The sequence below is a fragment of the Pseudorhodoferax sp. Leaf274 genome (assembly GCF_001422445.1).
In the GTDB taxonomy this organism is placed as follows: domain Bacteria; phylum Pseudomonadota; class Gammaproteobacteria; order Burkholderiales; family Burkholderiaceae_C; genus Pseudorhodoferax.
The window spans coordinates 859,176-877,029 of the sequence record NZ_LMNA01000001.1 but is presented as its reverse complement, the minus strand read 5'-3'; the positions used below and the strand labels follow the sequence as shown (position 1 = coordinate 877,029).

Below are 17,854 nucleotides of genomic sequence, written 5' to 3'. Positions count from 1 at the left end.
GGGGATCAGGCGGCGTCGCGCGCCAAGTCGCGCTGGGCCTTGAGCATCTTGGTCTTGATGCGGTTGCGCTTGAGCGGCGACAGGTATTGCACGAAGACCTTGCCGAGCAGGTGGTCCATCTCGTGCTGGATGCAGACGGCCAGCAGGCCTTCGGCCTCGATGCTGCGCGACTGGCCGGTGCCGTCCAGCGCCTGCACGCGGATGCGGCTGGCGCGTTCGACGCCGTCGTAGATGCCGGGCACGGACAGGCAGCCTTCTTCGCCGAGCTCGCGCTCGGTGCTGGACCAGGTGATTTCGGGATTGACCAGCACCAGCGGCGTGTCGCGCTCTTCGGACACGTCGATCACGATCACACGCTCGTGCACGTCGACCTGCGTGGCAGCCAGGCCGATGCCCTTGGCGTCGTACATGGTCTCCAGCATGTCGGCCACCAGCGCCTGGATGCGCGCGTCCACGGCGGCCACGGGCTGGGCCACCTTGTTCAGCCTGGCGTCGGGGTATTGGAGGATGGGGAGCAGGGCCATGGGAACGCAAAGATCGGAGTTGTCGCTATTTTCGCCACTTTTGGCCGGACGCCTGGACGGCCGGGGCAATAATCGTTGTCCGATCAGGGGCTCACGCGCACAATTGCCTGCGATCTTTCGCGCGATTTCCGAACGGCGCGGCCACCATCACGCTTCGCTCAAAGGATGTTTCTGGTGCAACGCATGACCAACCACAGCCTGGGGATCGCCGCGCTGGCCGCCGCGGCCGCCCTGCTGGCCGCCCCCGCGCAGGCCCAAAACTACCCCGTCACGCCCACGCAGCGCGACACCGCCGCCCAGGTGGCCCAGCGCGGCGTGGCGCTGGCCGAACTGGCGCCCAGCGCACCCGACAGCTACACGGTCAAGAGCGGCGACACCTTGTGGGGCATCTCCGGCATGTTTCTGGCCCGCCCCTGGCGCTGGCCCGAACTGTGGGGCATGAACCTGCAGGACATCCGCAACCCCCACCTGATCTACCCCGGCCAGCAACTCTTCCTGCACCGCGAGGGGGGCCGCGCCATGCTCAGCGCCCGCGCGCCCGGCGCCGATGGCTTGGCGACGGTACGGGTGTCGCCGCGCGTGCGTTCGACCTCTCTGACCGACAACGCCCTGCCCACGCTGTCGCCCAGCGCGATCGAGCCCTTCCTGACCGAATCGCTGGTCGTCGAAGAAAACACGTTGCAGAACGCCCCACGGATCGTGGCCACGCGCGAGCAGCGGGTGATGCTGTCCAAGGGCGACCGCGCCTATGCCCGCGGCTCGGCGGAGTTCCCGCTGGCGCCGGTCCCTGGCACCCAGCCCGCCGCCTTCCGCGTGGTGCGCAACGCCGTCGCGCTGAAGGACCCGGTGTCGGGCGAGGTGCTGGGCTTCGAGGCCTACTACCTGGGCAAGGCCGTGCTGCTGCAGGGCGAGGGAACGCGCGAGATCACCGACAAGGACGGCAAGACCACGCTGGAGGTGGTGCCGGCGTCGATGGACGTGGTGGTGGCCAAGGAAGACATCCGCGTGGGCGACCGGCTGCTGCCCGAGCCCCCGCCCGAGCTGGTGCGTTATGTGCCGCACGCGCCGGGCCGGCCCATCGACGGCCGCGTGGTGTCGATCTACGGCAGCGGCATCACCAACACGAATGCCGCACAGAGCCAGGTGGTGGCCATCAACAAGGGCACGCGCGACGGCGTGGAGCGCGGCCATGTGCTCACGCTGCTCAGCGATGGCGGGCGCATGCCGGACAGCACCGATCCGGCCAAGGCCGTGCTCAGGCTGCCCGACGAGAACAACGGCACGCTGATGGTGTTCCGCACCTTCGAGCGCGTGTCGTACGGCCTGATCCTGGACATCCAGAGCGGCGTCAAGGTCGGCGACCGGCTGGTCACGCCACGCTGAGGTCCCTCATCCCGGGGCGGCGCCCATGGAACACAGCGAACTTGGCGACTGGCTCCGGCTGCTGGGCACGCCGGAGATCGGCAATGACAGCGCACGCCGGCTGCTGACCGCCTTCGGCACGCCGCAAGCGGTGTTCGCGCAGGACGCCGCCGCGCTGGCCCTGGTGGTGAACGCGCGCCAGCTGCGGCACCTGTCCGAACCACCGCCCGGCCATGCGGCCTTGCTGGAGAAGACCTGGCAGTGGCTGCAGGGCAAGCCCGAACAGCGCCGCGTGCTGGTGCCGGGGCAGGATGACTATCCCGCCGCGCTGCTGCACATGGCCGATCCGCCGCTGCTGCTGTACGCGGTGGGCGACTTTGCACGCTGGCCGGCCTTCGCCGCCGCAGCCGACGGGGGGCGCAGCCTGGCCGTCGTGGGCAGCCGCAACCCGACGCCGCAGGGCCTGGCCCATGCGCGGCAGTTCGCGCGCGGGGCAGCCGCGGCCGGCTGGACCATCGTTTCCGGCCTGGCGCTGGGTGTGGACGGTGCGGCCCACGAAGGCGCCCTGGAGGGCATGGCCGGCGACCACCGCCAGCCGGCCACCGTGGCCGTGGTCGGCACCGGGCTGGACAGCGTCTACCCCAAGGTCCACCTCGCGCTGGCCCACGCCATCGCGGCGCGCGGCATGCTGCTGTCCGAATACCCACTGGGCACCCCGCCGCTGGCGGCCAACTTCCCGCGCCGCAACCGCCTGATCGCCGGGCTGAGCCGCGGCACGCTGGTGGTGGAGGCCGCGCTGCGTTCGGGCTCGCTGATCACCGCGCGGCTGGCGGCGGAGCAAGGCAAGGAGGTGTTCGCGGTGCCAGGCTCCATCTATGCGCCGCAGGCGCGCGGCTGCCACCAGCTCATCCAGCAGGGCGCCAAGCTCGTCACCCAGATCGAGGACGTGCTGGAGGAGTTCGGGCCTTGCGGCGCTGCCGCAGCGGCACCGGCGCGCGCGCCCGCCGAAGCGCCGCCCGACGACGACGTGCTGGCCCACATCGGCTTCGACCCCATGGGCCTGGATGCGCTGGCGGCCCGCACCGGCCTGCCGACCGCGGTGCTGCAGGCGCGGCTGCTCGACCTGGAACTGGACGGCCACATCGTGCGCCTGCCCGGTGCGCTGTTCCAGCGTTTCGCCGCCGCCTGAAGCGCAAGACGCCTGCGCTATATTGGGCCCATGTTTGAAGTGCTCGCTTACGTCTACGAAAACTACTGGCGCGGCGACGCCTGCCCCGAACCGCAGCAGCTGGGCCGCAAGCTCAGCGCCGTGGGCTTCGAGGCCGAGGAGATCACGCAGGCGCTGGACTGGCTCAGCGGCCTGCGCGGCGGCGGCGTGCACGAGGCGCTGCCGCCCAGCATGGCCATGCGCGTCTACACGGCGGCAGAACGCGAGCACCTGGGCGCCGAATGCCTGGGCTTCGTGCACCTGCTCGAAGGCGCGGGCGTGCTGCCGGCCGCACAGCGCGAACTGGTGGTCGACCGCGCCATGGCGGCGCCCGGCGCGCCGGTGGCGCTGTCGGAGTTCAAGATGATCGTGCTGATGGTCTACTGGAGCAGTGGCACCGAGCCCGATGCGCTGGTGCTGGACGAACTCTCGCAGGACACCTCGGCGCGCGTGGCGCACTGAGGCCGCAACTCAGACCGCCAGCAGGCGCCCCGGGTTGGCGTCCAGCTTCTCCAGCGCCTGGCGCGTGGCGCGTAGCGTGAGCGCTTCTTCTTCCTGCGGAATCAGCAGGCCGGCCTGCAGGTAGGCCGCCAGGCGCTTGGCCTGGATCAGCGTGCTGCGCCCGTCCATGGCGGCGAACAGGAACAGCTGCTTGCGCTCGCTGCGCCAGGCCAGCTGCACCTGGCTGATCTTCTGGTTGTGGTCCAGCGTGAACCAGTGGCCCAGTTGCAGTTCGTGCGCCCAGGCGACCATGGCCTCGCTGGGCTTGGCGCCGGCGTCGGGAATCACGTCGATGGAGGAAGCATCGATGCCCAGCATGAGCTCGATGCTGTCGGCGTCCAGCGGCAGGTCGCCCATGCTCTCGTCGCTGACGAAGTCTTCCAGGTTGGCCAGGCGCTGGGCCATCATGTCGATGCGCGCCTGCGGAATGGCCTCAGTCTTGGACATGAAGGCATCGGCCAGCGTGTCGCTGATGCGCTTGATGTGGACCTCCTGCGCCGGCGAGGTCAGGCCCAGCAGCGTCATGCCCTGGCGCAGGCGCTGCAGCAGCGCCGGCAGGCTCTGGATCACGCGTGCGCGGTCGGCCCGGTTGGGCTTGGCACTGGCGGCCCAGACCAGGTCGGCCGCGGAACGCTTGAACGCCACGGTTTCCTCGTCCTGCGGCCCCTTGCGCACGGCTGCCATGGCCAGCACCTCGGCCCAAACCTTGAACAGGAATTCGCGCACCTCGTCGCGCACGGGCATGTCCTTGAGCATGTTGCGCAGCTCGATCGTGTACTGGATCGCCAGCGTCTCCTTCTGCTCGACCTGCTGCGCCACGCTGACCACCTTGGAGGCCGCGCCTTTCTCGGTGAGGTACTTGGACAGGAACTTCTGGAACTCGTCGTAGACCAGCTGGAACACGCGCCGGCCGGTTTCCGGATACTGCTCGATGACCTGCACCACGCGCCGGATCTCGGCCTCCAGCGCGCTGCCGCCGATGGCGTGGGCGTCGAAGCCCAAGGCGCACGAGCCCATGCGGTCGATGAGCTGGCGCGCGGGATGGTTCAGCGTGCCGAAGAACTCGGGCTCGGCCAGCGCCACGCGCAGCACCGGCAGCTGCAGCCGCGCGAACCAGACGCGCACGGCGGCCGGGATGCGCTCCTCGGCCAGGATGCTCTGGAACATCAGCGCAACGATCTCGATGGTGGCCTTTTCGCCATCCGTCGAAGCCTTCTTCTTGAGCTCGTTGGAGCGTTCGCGCAGCACGCCGGCCACACGGACCACGCTGGCCTGGGTGTAGGCCACGCCGCCGCCCGACTCGGTGTCGCCGATCAGCATGTCCGGATCGACCATGCTCTGGCTGCGTTGCAGCGCAACGGCCAGTGTCGGCGTCAGCTCCTGCTTGGCGGTGGACTCGAAGATGCCGGCGGTCTGCTCGCTCAGCACGCGGCGCAGCTGGCCCAGCACGCCCTGGGCACGGCGGCGCGCGCGTGCCAGCGGCGACATCGCCGCCACCATCTGGCCATCGGCGAGATGGCGGTTGCGCTGCCCGTCGTCCTGCGCCAGCGGCTGCGCCGTGTTGGGGCCGCGGCGCCCCGGGTCGGGCAGCATGCTGTCGAGCGCGTCCTGGCCGGTCGGCGCGTCGCGGTGGGCCTGGGCCTGCCCCATGGCGGCGGGCGACACCTGCGTCAGCCGCACGCGGTACTTGGTCTCGCCGTCGGTCTGCACGCCCGCGGAGACCAGCAGGGCTTCGCAGGAATTGCAGGCATCCAGCAGGTGGGCCGCGAGTTCGCGCTGCACGGCCTCGACCGCCAGCAGCAGGCTGGCACGCGGCAGGCGGGTTGCCAGCCACTGTTCGACCAGCAGCAGCATCAGGGTCTCGGGCCGCAGCACGTCGTCCGGCGGCAGCTCGTCGCTCTTGTCGAGTTGCTGCACCCGCACGCAAAGCTCGGCCAGCGGACCGCCGACCCGCTCGCGCAGCGCCAGTGCCATGCGCGAGGCCAGGATCTTGTTCTCGACGACGTCGTCACCGACCAGCGTCAGTTCCAGCACCGGCGGGACGGGCTTGGACGGCACGGCCGCCGGATCGGCGCGGGCGGCGCGCTGCCAGGCCGCGGCCACCGCCTCTTCCCAGGCGCGGCCATGGCTCTGGAACAGCGTCCAGGCGTCGCGCCGCTCCTGCATCTCGCGCACCGAACTGACCTGCTCCAACGCCTGCGTCAGGCGCTCCTTCACTGCTGCACCGACCTCGCCCAAGCGGCGCGTGAGCTCGGCCACGAAATGCTGGCGCGTGCGCCGGGCCAGCGGATGGTCGGGAGTGGCGGTGGTGGACATGGACGTTCGGTCGCTGTCCTTTTAGACGACGGCGCCCGCGTTGGGGTCGTTCGGATCTTCGTCCTTCTTGGTGACTTTCACCAGATCCTCGCGCTTGACGCCCAGCCACATGGCGATCGCCGCCGCGACGAAGCACGACGAATAGATGCCGAAGCAGATGCCGATGGTCAGGGCCAGCGCGAAGTAGTGCAGCGTGGGGCCGCCGAAGAAGAACATGGACAGCACCACCAGCTGGGTCGAGCCGTGGGTGATGATGGTCCGGCTGATGGTGCTGGTGATGGCCGAGTCGATCACCTCGGGCGTGGTCAGCTTGCGGTAGCGCCGGAAGTTCTCGCGCACGCGGTCGAAGATCACGACCGACTCGTTGACCGAATAGCCCAGCACGGCCAGCACGGCCGCCAGCACCGCCAGCGAGAACTCCCACTGGAAGAACGCGAAGAAGCCCAGGATGATGACCACGTCGTGCAGGTTGGCGAACACGGTGGACACGGCGAACTTCCACTCGAAGCGGAACGCCAGGTAGACCATGATGCCGACCACGACCATGGCCAGCGCCTTCAGGCCGTTGGTGGTCAGCTCCTCGCCGACCTGCGGGCCGACGAACTCCACCCCGCGCAGCGTGACGCCGGGATCGACGGCCTTGAGTGCGTCCACGACCTGTGCGGACTGCTGCGTGGCGTTCATGTCCTTGCGCGCCGGCAGGCGGATCTGCACGTCGCGCGAGGAGCCGTAGGCCTGCACCAGCACCTCGGAGTAGCCGAGCGTGCCGATGGTCTCGCGCACCTTGCCGATGTCGGCCGACTGCTCGTAGGCCACCTCCATCACGGTGCCGCCCGTGAACTCCACCGACAGGTGCAGCCCGCGGTGGAACAGGAAGAACACCGCCAGCGCGAAGGTCAGGAACGAAATGGCGTTCAGCACCAGCGCGTGGCGCATGAACGGGATGGTCTTGCGGATGCGGAAGAATTCCATGTCTTGCTCCAGCGCTTACTTGGCGGGGACCGCCAGCGGGTCCGACTCCGGACGCCAGACCGTCCCGATGGACACGCTCTTGAGCTTCTTCTGCCGGCCATACCAGAGGTTGACCAGTGCACGCGAGAAGAACACGGCAGAGAACATCGAGGTGACGATGCCCAGGCAGTGCACCACGGCGAAGCCGCGGATCGGGCCGGAGCCGAAGGCCAGCAGCGCGACACCGGCGATCAGCGTGGTCACGTTGGAATCGAGGATGGTGCCCCAGGCACGGTCATAGCCGGCATGGATGGCGGCCTGCGGCGAGGCGCCCGCACGCAGCTCCTCGCGCACGCGCTCGTTGATCAGCACGTTCGAATCGATCGCCACGCCGATGGCCAGCGCCATGGCGGCGATGCCGGGCAGCGTCAGCGTGGCCTGCAGCATCGACAGCACGGCGACCAGCAGCAGCAGGTTGAAGGCCAGCGCGATCGACGAGAACACGCCGAACAGCGCGTAGTAGGCGCACATGAACACCATGATGGCCAGGAAGCCGTACAGCACGCTGTTGAAGCCCTTGCTGATGTTGTCGGCGCCCAGGCTCGGGCCGATGGTGCGCTCCTGGATGATCTCCATCGGCGCGGCCAGCGAGCCGGCGCGCAGCAGCAGCGCCGTGTCGTTGGCCTCGGTGGTGGTCATGCTGCCGGAGATCTGCACGCGGCCGCCGGCGATCTCGGTGCGGATCACGGGCGCCGTGACGACCTCGCCACGGCCCTTCTCGAACAGGATGATGGCCATGCGCTTGTTGATGTTCTCGCGCGTGACGTCCTTGAAGATGCGGGCACCCTTGGCGTCCAGCGTCAGGTTGACGGTGGGCTGCTGGGTCTGGCTGTCGAAGCCGGGCTGGGCGTCGGTCAGGTTCTCGCCGGTCAGCACGACCTGGCGCTTGACGATGACGTTCTGGCCGGCGCGGTCCGGATAGCGCTCGGAGCCGAACGGCACGGCGCCGGTGCCGGTCTCGGCGCTGCGCGCCTCGGTGCTCTCGTCCACCAGGCGCACTTCCAGCGTGGCCGTGCGGCCCAGGATGTCCTTGGCCTTGGCCGTGTCCTGCACGCCGGGCAGCTGGACCACGATGCGCTCCAGGCCCTGCTGCTGGATCACGGGTTCGGCCACGCCGAGCTCGTTGATCCGGTTGTGCAGCGTGGTGATGTTCTGCTTGAGGGCGGCGTCCTGCAGGCGGCGGGCGGCCTCGGGCTTGATGCTGGCGACCAGCTTCCAGCTATTGCCCTCCTGGCTGTCGGTGGACGACAGGTCGGGGAACTGGTCCTGGATCACGTTCCGGGTCGCGGCCAGCGCCTGGGCGTCGCGGAAGGTCACTTCCACGTTCTGGCCGCTGCGGTTGACCGAGGCGCCGCGGATGTTCTTGTCGCGCAAGGCGGTGCGCAGGTCGCCGGCGAAGGCTTCTGCGCGCTTGTCGATGGCCCCCTTCATGTCGACCTGCAGCAGGAAGTCCACGCCACCGCGCAGGTCCAGTCCCAGGTACATGGGGTGGGCGTTCAGCGCGGCCAGCCAGGCGGGCGAGCGCGGCACCAGGTTCAGCGCGACCACGTAGGACGGGTCGGCCGCGTCGGGCACCAGCGCACGCTGCAGCGCATCGCGCGCCTTGAGCTGCTCGTCGGGCGTCGCGAAGCGCGCCCGCACGGAGCCGCCGTCCAGCGACACCAGGTCGGGCGTGGCGCCCGCCTCTTTCAGGATCTGCTCGACACGCTCACGCGTGGCGGCATCGACCTTGGTGCTGGCCTTGCCGGCCGAGACCTGCACGGCCGGCGCCTCGCCATAGAAATTGGGCAGGGCGTAGATCAGCCCCAGCAGCAGCACGACCACGATGGTCACGTACTTCCATACCGGATAACGGTTCATGATCGTTCGCGCGCCGCAAGGCGCCTTCTAGACAGACAGGACTTACTTGAGGGTGCCCTTGGGCAGCACCTGCACCACGGCGTGGCGCTGCAGCTGCACCTCCACCCCGTTGGCGATCTCCACGCTCAGCGAACCCTCGCCCAGCTTGGTGACCTTGCCGATGAGGCCGCCGGCGGTGGCGATCTCGTCGCCCTTGGCCAGGGCATCGATCATGGCGCGGTGTTCCTTCTGCTTCTTCATCTGCGGACGGATCATGATGAAGTACAGCACCACGAACATCAGCAGCAGCGGCAGCATGCTGCCCAGGGACGACATGAGGTCGCCGCCACCGGAAGCTGCAGCAGGCGCGGTTTGGGCAAAAGCGGAAGAAATCAGCACGAAGCGTCTCCAGACGAGGATGCAGAGATGGAAAAGCGCGCAATGCGCACGAGGCGACGCGCAGGGCAACGCGCAGCCAATGCGCAAGGCGGGCGAAAAACGGGGGATTCTATGCCGCGGCCCAGGCCGGGTGCGACAGGCCCCAGCCGGCGTAAGGCCGGCGGGGCGCAGGGGCGTCAGGCCGCGCGCGCCTGGCTGGCCGGGTCGCGGAAGGCGGCCTGCAACTGGGCCCACTTCTGGCGCGCCGCCGCCAGGTTGCGCTCCTTCACATGGCCGTAGCCCTTGATCTGCTCGGGGATGCGCGCAATGTCCAATGCGGTGGCGTGGTTGCCGGCGTTCAGGCCGGCCAGCACCTCGTCGATGCTGGCGCGGTACTCTTTGACCAGCGCGCGCTCGGTCCGGCGTTCCTCGGTGCGGCCGAACAGGTCGAGCGCCGTGCCGCGCAGGCCCTTGAGCCTGGCCAGGATCTTGAAGCCGGTCAGCATGGACGGGCCGAACTTGCGCTTCTGCAGCTCGCCCTGGGCGTTCTTCCTGGCCGTCATGGGCGGCGCCAGGTGGTAATTGACCGTGTAGTCGCCCTCGAACATGCCGTGCACGCGCGCCAGGAAGGCCGGGTCGGTGTGCAGCCGCGCCACCTCGTACTCGTCCTTGTAGGCCATGAGCTTGAACAGGTAGCGCGCCACGGCCTCGCTGAGCGGCAGGTGTTTGGGCGCGCCCATGGCCTGCTCGCGCGCACGCACCTTCTCGACGAAGGCCTGGTACTCGGCAGCGTAGGCCGCGTTCTGGTAACCGGTCAGGAATTCGACACGGCGCGCGACCATCTGGTCCAGCGTCTCGCGCTTCTTGAAATCGATGACCTGCACCGTGCCGCCCGCGCCCGCGACCAGCTGCTCCACGGCGGCCGGCTCGGCGGCGGCGCGCCGGCCCCAGGCGAAGGCCGTCTTGTTCTGCTCCACGGCCACGGCATTGAGTTCGATCGCGCGCATCAGCGAATCGAAGGCCAGCGGGATCCAGCCCTTCTGCCAGGCGTAGCCCAGCATCATGGGATTCACGTAGATGGTGTCGCCCATCAGCTTGGTGGCCGCGGCATCGGCATCGAAGCGGCCCAGGCCGTCTTCGCCGACGATCTGCGCGAGCTCGGCCGCGCAGGCCTCGGCCGGGTTCTGCCAGGCGATGTTCTTCACGAAGGCCGCCGTCGGCGCGCCGTGCAGGTTGAGCGCCACATGCGTGCGGCCGCCGCGCATGCGCATCGTGGACTCCTTGTTGGCCGCCACCAGCGGATCGCAGCCCAGCACCAGGTCGGCCGCGGCCATGGACACGCGGGTGGTGCGGATGTCGTCCTGGTGCGTGCCGATCAGCACGTGGCTCCAGGTGGCGCCGCCCTTTTGCGCCAGGCCTGCCGCGTCCTGCGTGACGATGCCCTTGCCTTCGATGTGCGCGGCCACGCCCAGCAGCTGGCCGATGGTGATGACGCCCGTGCCGCCCACACCGGCCACCACGATGCCCCAGGTGCCGTTCAGCACCGGCAACTGCGGCTCGGGCAGCGCGCCGAGCGCGAATGGCGATGGCGCCTGCGCCTTGGACTTGCCCCTGAGCTTGCCGCCTTCGATGGTCACGAAGCTCGGGCAGAAGCCCTTCAGGCAGCTCATGTCCTTGTTGCAGGTGCTCTGGTTGATGGTGCGCTTGCGGCCGAACTCGGTCTCCAGCGGCTCCACCGACAGGCAGTTGGACTGCACGCTGCAGTCGCCGCAGCCCTCGCAGACCAGCTCGTTGATGACCACGCGCTTGGCCGGGTCGACCGCCGTGCCGCGCTTGCGGCGGCGACGCTTCTCGGTGGCGCAGGTCTGGTCGTAGATGATGGCCGTGGTGCCGGCGATCCCGCGGAACTGGCGCTGGATCTCGTCCAGCTGGTCGCGGTGGTGCACGGTGACGTGGTCACCCGGGATTGCCACGCCCTGGTACTTCTCGGGCTCGTCGGTCACGACCACGACCTTCCTGGCGCCCTCGGCGTGCAGGCTCTCGGCGATCTGCAGCACCGAGTGGCCCTCGGGCCGTTCGCCGACCTGCTGACCGCCCGTCATGGCGACCGCGTCGTTGTAGAGGATCTTGTAGGTGATGTTGACGCCGGCCGCGATGCTCTGGCGGATCGCCAGCAGCCCGCTGTGGAAGTAGGTGCCGTCGCCCAGGTTGGCGAAGATGTGCTGGTCGGTCGTGAAGGGCTGCTGGCCGACCCACGGCACGCCCTCGCCGCCCATCTGCGTGAAGCCGATGGTGCTGCGGTCCATCCAGGTCGCCATGAAGTGGCAGCCGATGCCGCCCATCGCGCGCGAGCCCTCTGGCACCTTGGTCGACGTGTTGTGCGGGCAGCCCGAGCAGAACCAGGGCAGCCGGTCGGCGCCCTGCACACCGCCGACTTCCAGCACCTGCATGGAGCGCTCCTTGGCCTCCAGGATGGCCAGCTGCGCGTCCACGCGCGCCACCATGTCGGCACCGCCTGCGGCCAGCACGCCGGTCTTCTTGAGGCGTTGCGCCAGCGCCTTGGCGATCAGCGCGGGAGACAGGTCGGCATTGGCCCGCAGCAAGGTGTTGGCCGTGGGGTTGGCCATGGACCATTCGCCGCCCGAGAAGTCGCCCGCCACCTCGTTGAACTTGCCCAGCACGTTGGGCCGCACGTCCGATCGCCAGTTGTAGAGCTCCTCCTTGAGCTGGTACTCGATGACCTGGCGCTTTTCCTCGACCACCAGGATCTCCTGCATGCCCGTGGCGAAGTCGCGCGTGAGCTGCGCCTCCAGCGGCCAGACCACGCCGACCTTGTGCAGCCGGATGCCGAGCTGGCGGCAGGTGGCATCGTCCAGGCCCAGGTCGAGCAAGGCCTGGCGCGTGTCGTTGTAGGCCTTGCCGCTGGCGATCAGGCCGTAGCGGTCGTTCGGCCCCTCCACCACGTTGTGGTTCAACCGGTTGGCGCGGATGTACGCCAGCGCGGCATACCACTTGTAGTGGAACAGCCGGGCCTCCTGCTCGAGCGCATGGTCGGGCCAGCGGATGTGCAGGCCACCCACGGGCATCTCGAAGTCGGTGGGAATGCGGACCTGCACGCGCTCGGGGTCGATCATCGCGGTCGCGCTGGACTCGACGATCTCCTGGATCGTCTTCATGCCCGCCCACACGCCCGAGAAGCGGCTCATTGCGAACGCGTGGATGCCCAGGTCCAGGATCTCCTGCACGTTGGTCGGGAAGAACACCGGCAGGCCGCAGGCCTTGAAGATGTGGTCGCTCTGGTGGGCGGCGGTCGAGCTCTTGGACACGTGGTCGTCGCCCGCCACCGCGATCACGCCGCCCCAAGGGGTGGTGCCGGCCATGTTGGCGTGCTTGAACACGTCCGAGCACCGGTCCACACCCGGGCCCTTTCCGTACCAGATGCCGAACACGCCGTCGAACTTGTTGGTGCCCGGCGGCGAGAAGCCCAGTTGCTGCGTGCCCCACAGCGCCGTGGCCGCCAGCTCTTCGTTCACCCCTGGCTGGAACACGATGTTCTGCGCCTTGAGGAACTTGCTGGCTTTCCACAGTGCCTGGTCGTAGCCCCCGAGCGGCGAGCCGCGGTAGCCGCTGATGAAGCCGGCGGTGTTCTTGCCTGCCTGCGCATCGCGCAGGCGCTGCAGCATGGGCAGCTTGACCAGGGCCTGCACACCGCTCATGAAGGCACGGCCGTGGTCCAGGCTGTACTTGTCGTCGAGCGTGACGGTCTCGAGCGCCTTGCGGATGTGCTCGGGCAGTGGTGCGTTCATCGTGGACGGTCTCCGGAAAGTGGGCTGGCGCGGCGTGGGCGCTGGCGATGGTTCTGCAGGCCAGTGTATTGAGAAGGCGCAGATATGTCCTTTCTTTTGATTCCCTGATTTCGGCCTTGCGAGAAAGCTTCTTGCTGTAAATTGGCATTCATGGAAACACTCGACAGGTTCGATTGGACGATCCTGCAAGAACTGCAGGCCAACGGCCGGCTCAGCAATGCCGAGCTGGCGCAGCGCGTGGGCCTGTCGGCTGCGCCGTGCTGGCGCCGCGTGAAGGCGCTGGAGGAGGCCGGGTTCATCAAGGGCTACCACGCCGAAATCGACCGGCGCCGCATCGGCCTGGGCGTGCTGGCCTTCGTGCGGCTGGACGCAGACCGCAACAACGGCAACGTCACGCGCGAGCTGGAAGACGCGATCCGCAAGCTGCCCGAGGTCGTGTCGTGCCACTACATCAGCGGCGCCGGCACCTTCGAGCTGCAGGTGGTCTCGCGCGACCTGGACAGCTTTGCGCAGTTCGCGCGCGAGGTGCTCATCAACCTGCCCAACGTGAAGGACCTGCACACCAGCTTTTCGCTGGGCGAGGTCAAGGAAAGCAGCGCGCTGCCGCTCGGCCACCTGCAACCGCGCTGACGCCCGAAGCCGGCAAAAGCCAGGCTTTTCCCCGCTTGCCGACCGATTGGGCCGGCACGGCATTCCTAGAATCGGCCGCCATGGAACCGCCGCTGCTGCAACAAGAAAGCCCCTGGAACACCGACCTGCTGCTGCCCCGGATCACCCAGGACGCCGGGCTCACGCAGATGCAGATCGCCGCCGGCGGCCTGTCGCTGCTGCTCAGCCGGCTGAGCCCCGAATTCGCGCGCAGCAAGTTCCTGCCGACGCGCCGCGTGGTGCAGCGTCTCACGCGGGCGCTGGAGTACCGCAATCCCGCCAAGGCCCATCTCGTGGCGGACGAGGTGGCCCAGGCCCTGCGCGAATGCGAGCGCGCACTCGACCCCGGCACGGCCATGGCGTTGAAGTCGCTGCTGGCGCAAACGCAGCGCCGCGATGCCGAGGCGGCCCAGCACGAACGTGCCGACGACTACAGCCTCAGCGACTTCATGGCCGAACAGGCGCTGCAGTTCACCACCGGACCGGAGACCCTGCCGCATTCGCTGACAGCAAACTGACGCAGGGTAAATCCCGATGATGGCAAGCGACAAATTGTCCTAAAGTCCTTTGTGTTGCTCGACGGCCTGCGCCGACCGGGCGCGAGAGGTCCGAGGAGACATTCAAACCATTCCAAGACATCGCTCAGACATCCGCACGAGATGTTCCAGATTCAAGACGCCGCTTTTGCGGCGTTTTTTTTGGCCGTCTGGAATCTAGCGCGCGACGGCGGATGCGCGCGTCTGCGCCAGCTGCACCGGACCCGGCGCTGGCGCCGACTCTGGCGCAGCCTCGGCCATGGACCCGCCCACGGACGGCGGCGCCGGCAGGTCGGGCACCTCGGCGATCGGCCGCGGCTTGCCCACCGGCGGCCCGCCCTTGCCGGCGCGCACATGGGCCAGGTCGGCCTCGCTGGGGTACAGCCCAGCCACCCAGAAATCGAAGACCCGGCGCGCGATCGGCGCAGCCGCCTCGGCACCCCAGCCTGCGTTCTCGACGATCAGCGCCAGCGCGATGGTGGGCTTGTCGGCCGGCGCGAAGGCCATGTACAGCGCGTGGTCGCGCTGGTACTCGGCCAGCGCCGCGGCGTTGTACTTGCTCTTCTGGCCGATGGTCACGGCCTGCGCCGTGCCGGTCTTGCCGCCCGACAGGTAGGCGGCACCCGAGAACACGCGCGTGGCCGTTCCCTCCTGCGTCACGCCGACCAGCGCGCGCCGGATGATCGCCACGTTCTCGGGCTTGTAGTTGAGGTTCACGCCAGGCTCGCGCACCACCGGGCGCCGCTCGCCGGTCACGCTGTCCTCCACGGCCAGCGCCAGGTGCGGCTGGTGCTTGACACCGTTGTTGGCCAGGATGGACGTGGCCTGCGCCAGCTGCAGCATGGTGAAGGTGTTGTAGCCCTGGCCGATGCCCAGCGAGATGGTCTCGCCCGCATACCACTTCTGGTGCTCGGGCCGGCGGTAGGCCTTGCGCTTCCAGGCCTGGCTGGGCAGCACGCCGCGCACCTCACCGTTGAGGTCCAGCCCTGTGGTCTGGCCGAAGGTCAGCGGCGCCATGAAGTCGTGGATGGCGTCCACGCCCATGTCGTTGGCCAGCGCGTAGTAATACACGTTGCTGGACTTCACGATGCTGCGGTGCATGTCCACCGCCCCCAGGCCGCCGTCGCCATGGCTGCGGTAGGTGTGGCCGCCAAAGGTCCAGGAGCCGGCGTCGTTGGTGATGTCGCCCGGCCGGCGCTTGCCGGTCTCCAGCGCCGCCAGGCCCATGAAGGGCTTGTAGGTCGATCCCGGCGGGTAGGTGCCGCGCAGCGCGCGGTTGAGCAACGGCCGGGCCATGGATTCGCTCAGCGCGGTCCAGCTTTCCTGGTCGATGCCTTCGACGAACAGGTTGGGGTCGTAGGTCGGCTTGCTGACGAAGGCCAGCACCTCGCCGGTCTTGGGATCCAGCGCCACCAGCGCGCCGCGGCGCTCGCCATACAGCTCCTCGACGAGCTTTTGCAGCCGCGCATCGATCGACAGCACCACGGTATTGCCCGGCGTGGCCTTGCTGCTGGCCAGGCGCCGCACGGCGCGGCCGCCGGCCGAGGTCTCGATCTGCTCGACTCCGGTCTTGCCGTGCAGCTCGGCCTCGTAGCTCTGCTCGATGCCGAGCTTGCCGATGTATTCCGTGCCCTTGTAGTTGCCCTCGTCGTCGGTCTCTTCCAGGCGCGTCTTCTCGGCCGCGTTGATGCGGCCGATGTAGCCCACCACATGGGCGCCGAGCTCGCCCTGCGGGTAGTAGCGGAACAGCCGCGCCTTGATGTCCATCCCCGGGAAGCGGTAGCGCTGGGCCGCGAAGCGCGCCACCTCTTCGTCCGACAGCCGCGTGCGGATCGGCAGCGACTCGAAGTTGCGCGACTCGTCGAGCAGCTTGCGAAAGCGCCGGCGGTCGCGCGGCGTGATCTCGATGACTTCGGACAGCGCGTCGATCGCCGGGTCCAGCGGGCCGACCTTGGACGGGGTGATCTCCAGCGTGTAGGCCGAGTAGTTGCTGGCCAGCACCACGCCATTGCGGTCCAGGATGTGGCCGCGCGTGGGCGCCACCGGCACGATGGCCGTGCGGTTGCGCTCGGCCTGGGCACGCAGGTCGTCGTGGCGCCCCACCTGCAGCACCACCAGCCGCGCGAACAGCCCGCCGAAGGCCAGCAGCACCAGCAGGCCGATCACGACCAGCCGGCGGCGGAAGCCGGCGATCTCGCGTTCGACGTCCTTGAACTCGGTCATGCTGGTGGCGCGTCGAGGACAGGCCTCAAAGCGGACGATTGTCGTCCGGATCGGGCGCGCGCCGCTGCGGCAGCAGCAAGGCCACGCTGACCACGGGCCACAGCGCCGCCTCGATCAGCGGGGTCAGCAGCATCCACCAGCCCGGGAAGATGCCGCCGCCCAGCAGGCGCAGCACCCATTCGATGGCATGCGCGACCACGAACAGCGGCAGCACCTGCATCGCCTGCGACGGCACGCTGAACCACAGCAGCCGCCGGTGGATGGCGATCGCCAGATAGCTCAGCACCGTGTAGGCCAGCGCATGCTGGCCCAGCCAGGAAGCCTGGTGCACGTCCATGCACAGGCCGAACACGAAGGCCGTGCCCACGCCCACGCGCAGCGGCTGGTGCACGGTCCAGAACACCAGCACCACGGCCACGAGGTCGGGCACCCAGGCTGCGCGGCCCCACAGGCCCATGTTCTGGACCATGTTGAGCAACAGCGCGACGACCAGGCTGCTCCAGATGAAGACCGGGCTGGCCGGCAGCAGCAGTTGCTGGCCGGGGCGCATGATCATTTGGCGGCCCCCTTGGATGCAGGCGCTTTCGCAGCGGGCGCCGACGCCTTGGCCGCTGGCGCGTCGGCCATGGCCGCCTCGGCCGCCGGGCGCAGCGGCTCGAGCACCATCACATGGCGCACGCCGGTCAGCTGCGCCAGCGGCCGGCAGTAGATGCGCGCGAAGGTGGAATCGGCCTGGCGCTCCACCGCCTCCACCACGGCCACGCGCAGGCCGCCGGGATAGACGCCGTCGACGCCGCTGGTGGTCAGCAGGTCGCCGGCCTGCACATCGGAGTTGCCGGCCATGAAGCGCAGCTCCAGCACGCCGCCCAGGTAGCCCGGGTTGCCATAGGCCACGCTGCGCGCGCCGGTACGCGCGTTGAGCACGGGGATGGCCTGGTCGCGGTCGATCAGCAGCGTGACCTCGCTGACCAGCGGCAGCACGCGCGTGACCTGGCCCAGCACGCCACCGGCGTCGAGCACGGGCGCGCCGGCCACCACGCCATGCGTGAGGCCGCGGTCGATGACGACCTTGCGCACATAGGGGTCGGCCGCGTCGTAGAGCACCTCGGCCGCCTGGCCCGGCGTGGTGAGCCGCTCGCGCAGGCCCAGCAGGCTGCGCAGCTGCGCGTTCTCCAGCTGCAGCAGGTCGGACTGGCCGGCGCGCTGCGACTGCTCTGCCATGCGCCGCTCGGCGGCATCGGCACGGGCCTGCACCTCGGTCAGGCTGTCCATGTAGCCGCGCCCGCCCTGCACCAGGCGCACCGGCCCCAGCGCGGCCCATTGCACGGGATACAGCACGGTGGCGACGGCCGCGCGCAACGGCCGCATCAGCGCGAAGCGCGCATCGGCCACCATCAGGAACAGGGCCACCGCGCTGAACACCATGAGCTTGGTGAGCGCGGACGGGCCCTGCTTGAAGAACGGTGGCGGGGTTCTGTCCAGCGTACCGAGTGGCATCGCCTA

At 69.0% G+C, this 17,854-nt stretch carries 14 protein-coding genes; 5 read left to right on the top strand and 9 right to left on the bottom strand.

What is annotated here, in order from left to right:
• Window positions 1-5: 5 nt before the first annotated feature.
• A complete protein-coding gene (def, locus tag ASF44_RS04005) occupies window positions 6-524 on the bottom strand; it encodes a peptide deformylase (RefSeq protein ID WP_056897831.1) in 519 nt (172 codons plus the stop codon).
• A 183-nt stretch (window positions 525-707) separates the two neighbouring features.
• Between def and ASF44_RS04000 the strand changes: the two genes are divergently transcribed.
• Genes ASF44_RS04000 through ASF44_RS03990 form a run of 3 tightly spaced genes read left to right on the top strand, consistent with a single transcriptional unit; the run spans window position 708 to window position 3,555 of the window.
• Complete coding sequence (locus ASF44_RS04000) at window positions 708-1,907, top strand: LysM peptidoglycan-binding domain-containing protein (RefSeq protein WP_200930567.1); 1,200 nt, start codon at window positions 708-710, stop codon at window positions 1,905-1,907.
• 25 nt (window positions 1,908-1,932) lie between these two features.
• Window positions 1,933-3,075 (top strand): DNA-processing protein DprA, encoded by a 1,143-nt coding sequence (gene dprA / locus ASF44_RS03995; protein WP_056897829.1) that lies wholly within the window; start codon window positions 1,933-1,935, stop codon window positions 3,073-3,075.
• A gap of 30 nt (window positions 3,076-3,105) precedes the next feature.
• Window positions 3,106-3,555, top strand: a complete 450-nt coding sequence (locus tag ASF44_RS03990; RefSeq protein WP_056897828.1) for a DUF494 family protein — start codon at window positions 3,106-3,108, stop codon at window positions 3,553-3,555.
• 9 nt (window positions 3,556-3,564) lie between these two features.
• Here the strand turns inward: ASF44_RS03990 and ASF44_RS03985 are convergent, their stop codons facing one another.
• The 5 genes from ASF44_RS03985 to ASF44_RS03965 all read right to left on the bottom strand — a co-directional run bounded on the left by ASF44_RS03985 (window position 3,565) and on the right by ASF44_RS03965 (window position 12,944).
• Window positions 3,565-5,910 carry a DUF1631 family protein gene (locus ASF44_RS03985; protein WP_056897827.1) on the bottom strand — a complete coding sequence of 782 codons (2,346 nt, stop codon included), beginning with the start codon at window positions 5,908-5,910 and terminating at the stop codon, window positions 3,565-3,567.
• A gap of 21 nt (window positions 5,911-5,931) precedes the next feature.
• Window positions 5,932-6,882 carry a protein translocase subunit SecF gene (secF, locus tag ASF44_RS03980; RefSeq protein ID WP_056897826.1) on the bottom strand — a complete coding sequence of 317 codons (951 nt, stop codon included), beginning with the start codon at window positions 6,880-6,882 and terminating at the stop codon, window positions 5,932-5,934.
• A 15-nt stretch (window positions 6,883-6,897) separates the two neighbouring features.
• A complete protein-coding gene (gene secD / locus ASF44_RS03975) occupies window positions 6,898-8,781 on the bottom strand; it encodes a protein translocase subunit SecD (protein ID WP_056897825.1) in 1,884 nt (627 codons plus the stop codon).
• A gap of 42 nt (window positions 8,782-8,823) precedes the next feature.
• Window positions 8,824-9,159, bottom strand: a complete 336-nt coding sequence (gene yajC / locus ASF44_RS03970; protein ID WP_056897824.1) for a preprotein translocase subunit YajC — start codon at window positions 9,157-9,159, stop codon at window positions 8,824-8,826.
• Window positions 9,160-9,335: 176 nt separating this feature from the next.
• Window positions 9,336-12,944, bottom strand: a complete 3,609-nt coding sequence (locus ASF44_RS03965) for an indolepyruvate ferredoxin oxidoreductase family protein (protein WP_056897823.1) — start codon at window positions 12,942-12,944, stop codon at window positions 9,336-9,338.
• 150 nt (window positions 12,945-13,094) lie between these two features.
• On the opposite strand from ASF44_RS03965, the gene ASF44_RS03960 reads away from it, so the two are divergent.
• A complete protein-coding gene (locus ASF44_RS03960) occupies window positions 13,095-13,574 on the top strand; it encodes an Lrp/AsnC family transcriptional regulator (protein ID WP_056897822.1) in 480 nt (159 codons plus the stop codon).
• Window positions 13,575-13,654: 80 nt separating this feature from the next.
• Window positions 13,655-14,110, top strand: a complete 456-nt coding sequence (locus ASF44_RS03955; RefSeq protein WP_056897821.1) for a hypothetical protein — start codon at window positions 13,655-13,657, stop codon at window positions 14,108-14,110.
• Window positions 14,111-14,305: 195 nt separating this feature from the next.
• Here the strand turns inward: ASF44_RS03955 and mrdA are convergent, their stop codons facing one another.
• The 3 genes from mrdA to mreC are packed head-to-tail and all read right to left on the bottom strand — an operon-like array spanning window position 14,306 to window position 17,848.
• Window positions 14,306-16,351 carry a penicillin-binding protein 2 gene (gene mrdA, locus ASF44_RS03950; RefSeq protein WP_056897820.1) on the bottom strand — a complete coding sequence of 682 codons (2,046 nt, stop codon included), beginning with the start codon at window positions 16,349-16,351 and terminating at the stop codon, window positions 14,306-14,308.
• Between the two features lie 25 nt (window positions 16,352-16,376).
• A complete protein-coding gene (gene mreD, locus ASF44_RS03945; protein WP_056897819.1) occupies window positions 16,377-16,907 on the bottom strand; it encodes a rod shape-determining protein MreD in 531 nt (176 codons plus the stop codon).
• Window positions 16,904-17,848 (bottom strand): rod shape-determining protein MreC, encoded by a 945-nt coding sequence (mreC, locus tag ASF44_RS03940; RefSeq protein WP_056897818.1) that lies wholly within the window; start codon window positions 17,846-17,848, stop codon window positions 16,904-16,906. The genes mreD and mreC overlap by 4 nt, the downstream gene beginning before the upstream one ends.
• Between the last annotated feature and the right edge of the window lie 6 nt (window positions 17,849-17,854).